The 11,420-nt window shown below is 57.4% G+C and carries 13 protein-coding genes; 3 read left to right on the top strand and 10 right to left on the bottom strand.

Annotated elements, in window-relative coordinates; translation table 11 throughout:
• Positions 1-5: 5 nt before the first annotated feature.
• Both ACR0AA_RS06370 and ACR0AA_RS06365 read left to right on the top strand, forming a co-directional pair.
• Positions 6-131 (top strand): hypothetical protein, encoded by a 126-nt coding sequence (locus ACR0AA_RS06370; RefSeq protein ID WP_480661339.1) that lies wholly within the window; start codon positions 6-8, stop codon positions 129-131.
• Positions 132-1,004: a substrate-binding domain-containing protein gene (locus ACR0AA_RS06365; RefSeq protein WP_480755686.1), complete on the top strand. Its 873-nt coding sequence runs from the start codon at positions 132-134 to the stop codon at positions 1,002-1,004.
• A 6-nt stretch (positions 1,005-1,010) separates the two neighbouring features.
• Here the strand turns inward: ACR0AA_RS06365 and ACR0AA_RS06360 are convergent, their stop codons facing one another.
• From ACR0AA_RS06360 to ACR0AA_RS06320, 9 genes are all read right to left on the bottom strand, one after another.
• Positions 1,011-1,826 carry an ABC transporter substrate-binding protein gene (locus tag ACR0AA_RS06360; protein WP_480755685.1) on the bottom strand — a complete coding sequence of 272 codons (816 nt, stop codon included), beginning with the start codon at positions 1,824-1,826 and terminating at the stop codon, positions 1,011-1,013.
• Positions 1,827-1,845: 19 nt separating this feature from the next.
• Positions 1,846-2,580: an ATP-binding cassette domain-containing protein gene (locus ACR0AA_RS06355; RefSeq protein ID WP_480755684.1), complete on the bottom strand. Its 735-nt coding sequence runs from the start codon at positions 2,578-2,580 to the stop codon at positions 1,846-1,848.
• Positions 2,573-3,286, bottom strand: a complete 714-nt coding sequence (locus ACR0AA_RS06350) for an ABC transporter permease (protein ID WP_480755683.1) — start codon at positions 3,284-3,286, stop codon at positions 2,573-2,575. Before ACR0AA_RS06350 ends, ACR0AA_RS06355 begins: the two co-directional genes overlap by 8 nt.
• 152 nt (positions 3,287-3,438) lie before the next feature.
• The gene (locus tag ACR0AA_RS06345; protein ID WP_239337797.1) at positions 3,439-4,428 is read right to left on the bottom strand and encodes an ABC transporter substrate-binding protein; all 990 of its coding nucleotides are present in this window, start codon (positions 4,426-4,428) and stop codon (positions 3,439-3,441) included.
• 59 nt (positions 4,429-4,487) lie between these two features.
• The gene (locus ACR0AA_RS06340; RefSeq protein ID WP_480661334.1) at positions 4,488-5,333 is read right to left on the bottom strand and encodes an ABC transporter permease; all 846 of its coding nucleotides are present in this window, start codon (positions 5,331-5,333) and stop codon (positions 4,488-4,490) included.
• Complete coding sequence (locus ACR0AA_RS06335) at positions 5,330-6,247, bottom strand: ABC transporter permease (RefSeq protein WP_480755835.1); 918 nt, start codon at positions 6,245-6,247, stop codon at positions 5,330-5,332. The genes ACR0AA_RS06340 and ACR0AA_RS06335 overlap by 4 nt, the downstream gene beginning before the upstream one ends.
• Before the next feature lie 7 nt (positions 6,248-6,254).
• Positions 6,255-7,049 carry an ABC transporter ATP-binding protein gene (locus ACR0AA_RS06330; RefSeq protein WP_480755682.1) on the bottom strand — a complete coding sequence of 265 codons (795 nt, stop codon included), beginning with the start codon at positions 7,047-7,049 and terminating at the stop codon, positions 6,255-6,257.
• A gap of 54 nt (positions 7,050-7,103) precedes the next feature.
• The gene (hydA, locus tag ACR0AA_RS06325) at positions 7,104-8,558 is read right to left on the bottom strand and encodes a dihydropyrimidinase (RefSeq protein WP_480755681.1); all 1,455 of its coding nucleotides are present in this window, start codon (positions 8,556-8,558) and stop codon (positions 7,104-7,106) included.
• A gap of 74 nt (positions 8,559-8,632) precedes the next feature.
• Positions 8,633-9,883 carry a Zn-dependent hydrolase gene (locus ACR0AA_RS06320; protein WP_480661331.1) on the bottom strand — a complete coding sequence of 417 codons (1,251 nt, stop codon included), beginning with the start codon at positions 9,881-9,883 and terminating at the stop codon, positions 8,633-8,635.
• A 171-nt stretch (positions 9,884-10,054) separates the two neighbouring features.
• On the opposite strand from ACR0AA_RS06320, the gene ACR0AA_RS06315 reads away from it, so the two are divergent.
• Positions 10,055-10,663 carry a TetR family transcriptional regulator C-terminal domain-containing protein gene (locus ACR0AA_RS06315; RefSeq protein WP_480661330.1) on the top strand — a complete coding sequence of 203 codons (609 nt, stop codon included), beginning with the start codon at positions 10,055-10,057 and terminating at the stop codon, positions 10,661-10,663.
• A gap of 370 nt (positions 10,664-11,033) precedes the next feature.
• On the opposite strand, the gene ACR0AA_RS06310 is transcribed toward ACR0AA_RS06315, so the two are convergent.
• The gene (locus ACR0AA_RS06310; RefSeq protein WP_480755680.1) at positions 11,034-11,318 is read right to left on the bottom strand and encodes a hypothetical protein; all 285 of its coding nucleotides are present in this window, start codon (positions 11,316-11,318) and stop codon (positions 11,034-11,036) included.
• Between the last annotated feature and the right edge of the window lie 102 nt (positions 11,319-11,420).

Raw genomic sequence — 11,420 nt, 5'->3', positions numbered from 1 at the left:
AGACTATGAAAGCCTTTCTTGTAGCTGTCGCCGTAATGGCGGTGATAACTGTCGCCGCGCCATTTGCGCTGCAACAGATCGGCTTCAGTGCAGCAGATGCAGGGACCGGCTCGGCTGTGCGTCTCGACTGAATGTCCGAATACCTGACCACCAAAGAACTGGCCGACCTGCTGCGCATTGGCGAGCGGAAGGCCTACGATCTCGCCTCGTCGGGCGAGGTTCCCTGCGTGCGCGCCATGGGCAAGCTGCTGTTTCCACGGGCCGAGGTGATTGCCTGGCTGAACGCCTCGCGTTCCGGCCCGCAGGTGGCAGAGCCACCCCTGCCCCCGATTGTCGCGGGCAGCCATGATCCGCTGCTGGACTGGGCGCTGCGCGAAAGTGGTTCGGGTCTGGCGACGTACTATGACGGATCATTCGACGGATTGACGCGCCTCAAGGATCGAACGGCACAGGCAGCGGCACTGCATATTCATGAAGATGACGGGTTCAACACCCAAAACCTTCGAGACGCTTTGGGTGAGGCGCCGGTCGTTCTGTTCGAAGTCGCGCAACGGCAGCGTGGATTGCTATTGGCTCCGAGCGCGGCGGATATCGAGGACTTTGCGAACTTAAAAGGCCGACGCGTCATCTTGCGTCAGGACAGTGCGGCCAGCCAAAGGTTGTTCGATGCACAACTGGACGCCCACGGCATGACACGTGACGATCTGGAAACCCTGCCGACCTGCGCCCGCACCGAAGAGGAGTTGGCCATAGCCCTGCATGACAGCAAGGCCGAGGCCGGTTTCGGGCTAGGCGCACTGGCCGGGCTGTACGACCTAGGGTTTGTCCCCACGCATTCCGAGCGTCTGGATCTTGCGATCTGGCGGCGGGCCTATTTCGACGAACCGATGCTCAAACTGCTGAGTTTTCTGCAATCGGAAAGGTTCGCAACCCGCGCGGATGAGTTCGGTGGCTACGACCTTTCCGGACTTGGAACCATCCACCATAATGGTGCCAGCGGGTGATTTGCCTCAGTTTGCGTTCGGAAAGAACAACTGCTGGCCATTCAGTTGATAAGACTTAATGGCCGCCTGCCCGTCCGGGCCGACAAGCCAGTCAATAAAACGCTGTCCGGCCGCCGCACGCACGCCAGAATGTTTCTCTGGATTCACGAGGATTACACCATACTGGTTGAACAGAAGCGGGTCGCCTTCGACCAACACTTCAAGGTTTCCTCTGTTGCCAAATGATTCCCACGTCGCGCGATCGGTCAAAGTATAAGCATCCATGCCGCTGGCTACGTTCAATGTCGCCCCCATGCCGGAGCCCGTTTCGCGGTACCAAGTGCCCGAGACACCGGTCGGATCGACACCTGCGGCATTCCAATGGCGCATTTCGGCCTTGTGGGTGCCGCTGTCATCCCCACGCGAGGCAAATGGTGCCTTCGCTTCGGACACCGCAGTCAGAGCTGCCACAATATCTGATCTGCCCTTGATCTTGGCTGGATCGGATTTTGGCCCGACGAGAACAAAATCATTGTACATGACATCAAACCGTTCAACGCCCCAACCGTCTGCGACGAACTGCTCCTCGTCCGCTTTGGCATGGACCAGCAGAACGTCGCCGTCCCCGTTGATCGCGTTTCGGATCGCCTGACCAGTGCCGACTGCCACAACGCGCACGTCGATCCCGGTCTCTGCTTCGAACCACGGAAGGATGTAATCCAACAGCCCCGAATTCTGGGTCGAGGTTGTCGATTGCACCACGATAAAAGGCTCTTCGGCCAGTGCCGGGCCTGCAAAAAAGCCAAGTGAAACTAATGCTGCCCGAAAGACGTTCCGGATCATTCCGAACTCCATTTTTTTGTTATGTGACCAAGCCACCTGCCAGATACCTGCGAGAGGCATCGCTTCGGGGGGCATCCAATACCTGCTGTGCGTCCCCGTGTTCAACCACACGGCCACCGTGCATCATTACGATATCCGCCGCCAGTCGACGTGCCTGACCAACGTCATGCGTGACCATGACGATCCGCACCCCGCGGGTCGAGGCGCGCAGGATCATCCGTTCGATCATCTGTGTGGCGCTGGGATCCAGAGCGCTCGTCGGCTCGTCCAGGAACAGCGTGTCCGGGTCCAACGCCAGCGCGCGCAGTATGGCCAGCCTTTGCGCCTCACCACCAGACAGCGATCTGGCGGATTGGCGCGCCTTGCTTTCCAGCCCGCCTTCGGCCAGCAATTCCGCGATGCGCGCCTTACGAGCCGTGCGATGCAGACCCTGCCGTTTCAAAACAAAACCCATGTTGGCCGCGACTGACCGGCGCAACAGAACGGGTTTCTGAAAGACCATCGCCTGCCGCGCCTTGTGGTCCTTATTCAAGGGAACACCATCCTGTTCCACGCGCCCCCTGTCGGGTGCAATCAAGCCGTGCAGGCACCGCAGCAACAGGCTTTTACCTGCCCCATTTGGCCCAAGGATCAAAGTCGGCCCCGGCCCATCCAAATCCAAGCGCGGAACATCCAGCAAGGCGGTGCCCTTCTTTGAGATCTGCAAACCACTGACCGAGATATGACGAACCGTTTCAGGGACCAGGTCACGCATGACGCAACCCCTCCTTCTCGGCCCGCAGGCTGAGCGTGCTGACCATCGCGTTCACCGCCACCGCAATACCGATCAGGATCGCCCCTAGCGCCAGCGCCAGCGCCAGATTTCCCTTTGAGGTTTCCAACGCGATGGTCGTCGTCATGACGCGGGTGACGTGGTTTATGTTGCCGCCGACGATGATGACCGCACCAACTTCGGCAATGGCGCGGCCGAACCCGGCCAACAGGGCAGTAACAAGCGCCAGCCGCGCGTCCCACAGCAGCACAGGAACAGAGGCCAAACGAGACACGCCCAGCGAACGGAGCTGTTCCGAGTATTCCTCGGCCAACATCTCAACCACCTGGCGCGTCAGCGCAGCCACGATTGGCGTCACCAGAACGACCTGTGCGATGATCATCGCGGTTGGTGTGTAGAGCAGTTCAAGAACTCCCAAAGGTCCCGACCGCGATAACATCAGATAGACCAGCAAACCCACGACAACCGGCGGGAAGCCCATCAGTGCGTTCATGAGAATGATCAACACTCGTCGCCCGGGAAAACGCGCAACGGCCAATGCAGCGCCAACAGGCATGCCAATCAAAGCGGAAATCAAAACCGCAAAAATGGAAACTTTCAGGGAAAGCAGCACAATCGCCCAAAGCTCTGGATTCCCATTCAGGATCAGGGCGAAAGCAGTTCTGAATTCTGTTGCAAATCCCTGCATTTTATCCAATCAATCTGCCATTTCGTACGAAATGCGCTGTTATTCATAGAATTCTACGCTTTTTCCTACTCAAGTACAGACACAATTCCGACACTAGAAACAGGAAACGCGGCCCCAATTGGGACCGCGCCAAATTCTCAGTGCGACAGAGATCAGTTCAGAGCGGCATCCGTGATCTGATGCGTCCAAGCGCCATCCGGTTGTTTGGTGATCACTGGATCAGAACCACCGGCCAGCAACGTTGCCACTGTTCGCTCGAAATCCGCTGGGTCGAGCGCGCCATTTGAACCGGCAGTCAGCTTGGCAATCTCACCCATCATGCGCTTTTGATGCTCTTCGGTCTGTGCACCTGTCGCGTCATTCTCGAGCACGATGTCAGCCGCTTCTTCCGGGTTCTCTTCGGCGTATTTCCAGCCTTTCATGGATGCCCGAACGAACCGTTCCATCTTGTCGACGAAAGCCGCGTCGCTCAGGTTTTCTTCCAGAACATACAGACCGTCTTCCAGCGTCGCGACACCTTGATCTTCGTATTTGAAAGTCACCAGCTCATCGGGACTGACGCCGGAGTCGATGACCTGCCAGTACTCATTGTAGGTCATCGTGCTGATGCAGTCAGCCTGACGTTGCAGCAGCGGGTCGACGTTGAAACCTTGCTTTAGCACCTCAACACCGCTTTCGCTTTTGCCACCGGTGTCGATACCCAACTGGCTCATCCAGCTCATGAACGGGAATTCGTTGCCGAAGAACCAAACGCCCAGCGTGCGGTTTTTAAGGTCTTCGGGCGCGGCAATACCGGCGTCTTTCCAGCAGGTCAGCATCATGCCCGAGCTTTTGAACGGCTGCGCAATGTTCACCAACGGCAGACCTTTTTCCCGCGCGGCCAGAGCGGCGGGCATCCATTCAACGGTTACATCGGCACCACCCCCGGCAATAACTTGCGTTGGCGCAATGTCCGGGCCACCGGGCAGAATTGTGACGTCCAGCCCCTCTTCCTCATAGAACCCCTTGTCCTTAGCGACGTAGTAACCTGCGAACTGCGCCTGCGTGACCCACTTCAATTGCAATGTCACCTCATCCGCAGCGAAAGCCGAACTGGCGGCCAGGCTAAAGGCGGCTATCGCCCCGCTGAGTAGCTTATTCATCTTCATATCTCCTAGTTTCTGTTGGTGCCCCATTTTCGGGGTCTGTTGAATTATTGTTGTTATCCGCGTTGCGACGGGTGCCAGAATGTCACCGCCTTTTCGATCATTGCGACCAGCCCATAAAATGCTGTCCCGGCCAATGCCGCCACCACGATCTCGGCCCAGACCATATCAAGCGACAACTGCCCGACGCTGGTCGAAATCCGGAAGCCCATGCCAAGCGTTGGCGAGCCAAAGAACTCTGCCACGATAGCGCCGATCAGCGCCAGAGTAGTAGAAATCTTTAAGCCGTTGAAGATAAAGGGCATCGCGGCTGGCAAGCGCAGCTTCAGGAAACTCTGCCAGTAAGTTGCCGCGTAGGTCTCCATAAGGTCGCGCTGCATGGCCGTGGCCTCTCGCAAACCAGCGACGGTGTTCACCAGCATCGGGAAGAAGACCATCACCACGACCACGGCAGCTTTGGAGTGCCAGTCAAACCCGAACCACATCACCAGAATGGGCGCCGTACCGACGATGGGCAAAGCTGCCACAAAGTTGCCAACTGGCAGAAGCCCAAGCCGCAGGAAATCCCACCGATCCACGGCGATCGCCATCAGGAAGGCGGCGCTGCAGCCAATAATATAGCCGCTGAGCGCCCCTTTGATGATGGTCTGAAAGAAGTCTGCCCAAAGGATCGGCAGGCTATCGGCGAAGCGTACCGCGATGACGGATGGCGCAGGCAGGATGACCAAGGGTACTTCAAGACCTCGGACCACCAGTTCCCACATAGCGATGATGGTCAGGCCAAAGATCATCGGGGCCAAAAACCGTACCGCGCGACTGTCAGCCTGCGGTCCGCTGGCGAGACGGCTGTTCACCCACCACCCAAATAGCCACAGGAAGATTGCAAAGAGAACAAGGATCATTGCGACATCCCCATCCGCTTTAGCACCGAGCGTTCTAGTACGCCAAGCAACCCGACCAGACAGGCCGCCAGAATGGCTGCCGCAAACAAAGCGGACCAGATTTGAACCGTCTGGCCGTAATAGCTGCCTGCCAGCAAGCGTGCACCTAGTCCGGCGACGGCACCCGTCGGCAACTCACCCACGATTGCCCCCACTAACGATGCTGCAATACCGATCTTCAATGAAGTAAACAGATATGGCATCGAGGCCGGCAAACGCAGTTTCCAAAAGCCCTGAGACCGGCTTGCGTTGTAGGTGCGCAGCAGGTCCAGTTGCATTGCGTCGGGGCTGCGCAGCCCCTTCACCATACCGACCACGACGGGGAAGAAGCTCAGATAGGCCGAGATGATTGCTTTGGGGATGATCCCCTGAATGCCGATCGAATACAGCACCACGATGATCATCGGCGCCAAAGCGATGATAGGAATCGTCTGGCTGACGATGGCCCACGGCATGACTGACAAGTCCATAACCCGGCTATGCACGATCCCCACCGCTAGCAAAATCCCCAGACCGGTGCCGATCGCAAAGCCCAGCATCGTCGCGCTAAGCGTGACCCAGCCATGATAGATCAGGGACCGTTTCGAGGTGATTTTCTTCTCGACTGTTGTCTCCCACAACTCTTCAGCCACCTGATGCGGAGCAGGCAAGCGTGGTCGGTCTTGCTCCCAAGTCTCATCAATGGCGTAGGGGTTGTCGATTACCAGTTCAAACTCGCTCATATCGCGCCGATCAACCGCCTTAGGAGGATCAACCTGCTCTCCTGCCCGTTCAAATTCGGTCAGAACGCCCTTGATGTTCATTGGTACGCTAGCGGCGTACCAGAACAGGATAATGACGCCAACCACAGTCAGGACCGCCCCGATAGTTTTGATCCCTGTACTATTCATCCGCATGCCCTGCCCGCAGGCCCTCGCGCACGCGATGAGCGACCTCTATGAACTCGGGCGTGTCTCGAATATCCAACGGCCGCTCTTTTGGCAGCGGGCTGTCGATCACATCCGTTATCCGTCCCGGTCGCGGGCTCATTACCACGATCTTGGTGCTGAGATACACGGCCTCGGGGATCGAGTGCGTGACGAAACCGATGGTCTTTTCCGTCCTTGCCCAAAGTGCCAGAAGTTGTTCGTTCAGGTGATCGCGAACAATTTCGTCCAGCGCTCCAAACGGTTCATCCATCAACAGGATATCCGCATCGAAAGCCAGCGCTCTGGCAATACTGGCGCGTTGCTGCATTCCGCCGGACAGTTGCCATGGGAATTTCCCACCAAACCCTTCAAGATCAACGAGTTCTAAAACGTTTCTCACACGCTCATCTTGCTCAGCAGCCGAATACCCCATGATCTCAAGCGGTAGCTTGATGTTCTTGGCGATGGTGCGCCATGGATACAGACCCGCAGCCTGAAACACGTACCCGTAAGCACGGTTCCGCCGCGCCTCATCCGGGGTCATACCATTGACCGTCAGGGTTCCTCCGGTCGGTGTTTCAAGCGCAGCGATACAGCGTAGAAAGGTGGTTTTGCCGCAGCCAGAGGGACCGATGAAACTGACGAATTCGCCCTTTCCGACGGTCAGGTTCACATCTTTCAGCGCGTGGATTGGTCCGTCATTGGTTTGGAAGGTCAGATCAAGCTGCCTTGCCTCAATCACGGGCTGGGTAGTGCTTTCAGTATTCATTCCATAGCCTTGAAAAGATTTGATTTTGGGCCGCAGTTTTGCGGCCCGCACCCATCATACTCCGGTAGCCGGGATGCCCGTCCGTTCAACCGGCCTCGGCGCTGTCAGCTCTTTCCAGGTGCTCAACGCTTTGTTCACGTGACCGTTGGGTTCGCGCGCCACGAAATCGCCATGCCCTTCTTGTGTGCGAATTTCCCCGTCATGCACAGCCACATGACCGCGGGTCAGTGTAAAGCGTGGCAGGCCCTTCACCTCTTTGCCTTCGAACACGTTGTAATCGATCGAGGATTGCTGAGAATCCGCACTGATCGTCTTGGTTTTCTCGGGGTCCCAAACGACGATATCCGCGTCGGCTCCGACAAGGATCGCGCCCTTTTTCGGATAGCAATTCATGATCTTGGCGATGTTTGTCGATGTAACCGCCACAAACTCGTTCATCGTCAGGCGCCCGGTGTTCACCCCATGTGTCCAGAGCATCGGCATCCGGTCCTCCAACCCTCCGGTACCGTTCGGGATCTTGGTAAAGTCGCCGACTCCGTACCGCTTTTGCTCGGTGGTGAACGCACAGTGGTCCGTAGCCACAACGCTGAGAGTGCCGGAGTGCAGGCCGTTCCAAAGGCTGTCCTGATGCTGCTTGTTTCGGAATGGAGGGCTCATGACCCGGCGCGCTGCGTGATCCCAGTCCTGATGGAAGTATTCGCTTTCATCCAATGTCAGGTGTTGGATTAGAGGCTCGCCCCAAACGCGCTTGCCCTGCATCTTGGCCCGTCGGATCGCTTCATGCGCCTCTTCGCAAGACGTATGGACCACATAGAGCGGCACACCCGCCATATCCGCGATCATGATGGCGCGGTTGGTCGCCTCGCCCTCAACTTGCGGCGGTCGGGAATAAGCATGCGCCTCGGGTCCGGTGTTGCCCTCGGCCAGCAGCTTGGCGCTGAGTTCGGCCACAACATCACCGTTCTCGGCATGCACCATCGCAATGCCGCCTAGTTCCGCCAGACGTTTGAACGAGGCGAACAATTCATCGTCGTTCACCATCAACGCGCCCTTGTAGGCCATGAAGTGCTTGAACGTGTTGATCCCCCGCGTTTCGATCACGGTCTTGATATCATCGAACACCTGCTCCCCCCACCAAGTCACGGCCATGTGGAACGAGTAGTCGCAATTTGCGCGGGTTGATTTGTTGTCCCAGCGCTTCAGAGCATCCAACAGGCTTTCACCCGGATTTGGCAGGGCGAAATCGACAACCATTGTCGTGCCGCCAGCCAGCGCGGCACGCGTGCCGCTTTCGAAGTCATCGCTGGAATACGTGCCCATGAACGGCATCTCAAGATGCGTATGCGGGTCGATCCCGCCCGGCATCACATAACAACCGGTGGCGTCCAGTTCCTTGTCACCCTTCAGGCCCATTCCGATCTCGGTGATTATACCGTCTTCGACTTTGACGTCGGCTTTGTACGACAGATCAGCAGTAACGACGGTTCCGTTCTTGATCACAGTAGACATGTTTTTCTCCCTGCGGGCGCTTTGCGCCTCATGTTGTTTTAACTTGAGAATACGACGGTTAGGCCAATTCCCTTTTATTCAACGATTTCTGCGGTTTCGACGACGGCATGAAACAAGACGTCCGCACCTGCCGCGGCCCATTCCTTGCTGATCTCTTCTGCCTCATTGTGGCTCAAACCGTCAACGCAAGGGCACATGACCATCGCGGTCGGCGCGACCCGGTTGATCCAGCAGGCGTCGTGCCCTGCGCCCGAGATGATATCGGTATGCGAGTATCCCAACCGCTCGGCCGCATCGCGCACTGCTGCGACACAGCCCTCGTCGAACTTCACGGGGTCAAAGCCGCCGACTTTTTCGAATTCGATCTGCAGGCCCATCTCATCGACAATATCCTTGGCCGCGACTTGCAGGCGATTTTCCATATCGGTGATGACGTCCAATTCCGGCGAGCGGAAATCGACCGTGAACACAGCCTTGCCGGGGATCACGTTACGAGAATTGGGATAGACATCGATATGCCCGGCCGCACCCACAGCGTGAGGGGCATGAGACCACGCAATCTCGTCCACCTTTTCCAGAATACGCGCCATCGCGAGCCCGGCGTTTTTGCGCATCGGCATCGGGGTCGAGCCGGTATGCGCGTCCTTGCCGGTCACGGTGACTTGGGTCCAGCTCAGGCCCTGCCCGTGCGTGACGACGCCGATATCCTTGCCCTCGGCCTCAAGGATGGGCCCCTGTTCGATATGCAACTCGAAGAACGCATGCATTTTGCGGGCACCGACCTCTTCATCTCCACGCCATCCAATGCGGTTCAGCTCATCGCCGAACTTCTTGCCCTCGGCATCTTCGCGGTCATAGGCCCAGTCCTGCGTGTGCATCCCGGCAAACACGCCCGAGGACAGCATTGCCGGGGCGTAACGCGTGCCCTCCTCGTTGGTCCAGTTGGTCGCCACAATCGGGTGTTTCGTCTTGATTCCCAGATCATTCAGCGTGCGGATAATCTCCAGACCGCCCAACACGCCCAGCACGCCGTCATACTTGCCACCGGTAGGTTGGGTATCCAGGTGCGAGCCGACATAAACCGGCAGCGCGTCCGGGTCGGTCCCTTCGCGGCGGGCAAACATGTTGCCCATCTGGTCAAGCCCCATGGTGCAACCCGCATCCTCGCACCAACTCTGGAACAAGGCGCGCCCTTCCGCATCCTCATCCGTCAGGGTCTGACGGTTGTTGCCGCCCGCAACACCGGGGCCGATCTTGGCCATCTCCATCAGGCTGTCCCAAAGTCTGTCGCCATTGATCCTGAGGTTTTGCGCCGGAGCTGCCATCTTGTTCTTCCCTGTTGCTTGCGATTTAGCTCGCTTTTGGTGTCTTGATTTGACCATCTGGTCAAACTCACGCTATCACGGGTTCGACATCAGTCAAGAAATTGCATGGTGCCGCCGGAAAATTCGGCATATTTGGTGCCCGCTTGGTGGAAAAAGAGACGACCAGGAAACATGCCCAAAGACCGCGCCCCGACCCGAATTCAGAAAAAGAACCGCGCCGCGATTCTCGAGGCTGCGCTGAACGTGTTTTCCGCGCATGGCTTCCGCGGGGCAACCGTTGACCAGATCGCCGCTGAGGCCGGGCTGAGCAAGCCGAACTTGCTGTATTACTTCCCATCCAAAGAGGCGATCCACACCGCCCTGCTATCCGGCCTGTTGGAAACATGGCTGGCGCCGCTACATGATCTCGACGAATCCGGCGACCCGATGGAAGAGATCCTCTCCTATACCCGCCGAAAACTGCAGATGAGCCGCGAGTTACCGCGCGAAAGCCGCCTGTTCGCCAATGAGCTAGTTCAGGGCGCACCACGCATTCACGAGGCGCTTTCGAATGACCTTAAGGCACTGGTCGATGAAAAGACCGCGATTCTGACGGGTTGGATGGATGACGGAAAAATAGCACGGCTGCATCCCTATCACCTGATTTTCTCGATCTGGGCACTGACGCAGCACTACGCGGATTTCGATGTTCAGGTCCGTTCGATCCTGGGCCATGAAGACCCGTTCGAGGGGGCCGAACCGTTTATCGATACGCTTTATCGTAAACTACTGACGCCCTGACAAAGGGTAACGTGCGACGGCCATAGCAAGTAACTTCCGCGCGCGACGATAAGGCGACCTGCGGCGGCTTTGGCGCTGCCAATATTCTGGCGTAGCTGCGTTTCTATTTCAGACTGCTCAAAGTCGCTCAGCTTTTTTCCGTCATGGCAGCAACTGCGAAGTGAGGCGATACGTGGTTGCACGCCCCTTCGCGCTTACAGGCGACGACGAGCTATCAAGGGAATTGCGCAGTTTCGTATGGAGGTCTCGCAACGAATGTGATCCCCGCAAAAATAGCTTTTCAAGCAGCACAAGATCCGGCCGTTTCGAACGCGCTTCCTCCGAAAAAGATAATGGGACCGACAGAGTGAACAACAGTAGTCTCGAAGGCCTAATCACGAGCCCCCAGGTTGGCAGAAACAACTTCGACGAAGGTAACCGTGCTACGGACACGCGCGGCGACAAGCGTTTCGGCGAAAGCAGCGACAGCAAAAGAAGCGACAAAAGCAAAGGTGCTGGCAGCGGTAAGGGCAGTGACAAGGGGAAAGGCGGCGGCAAAGGTAAGGGCAAAGGGAAAGGCAGCGGCAAAGACAAAGACAAAGACGATGACGATTACGATTACTAAGATACCGACGGTAGCGAAAACGATGGCTCCCCAAAAAGTCTGATACTTCAAAATACCCGCCTTTTGGCTTTTGAGCGGCTTTGAGAAAGCCCGGCTTTTTCGAGGTCTCTCTCTTTCCACCAAACACACGGGATGTATTGGCCGTTACCCCGG

Source organism: Ruegeria sp. CE8, from assembly GCF_056537465.1.
The sequence above is the reverse complement of the archived record's forward strand: the minus strand, read 5'-3'. Positions and strand labels throughout refer to the sequence as shown.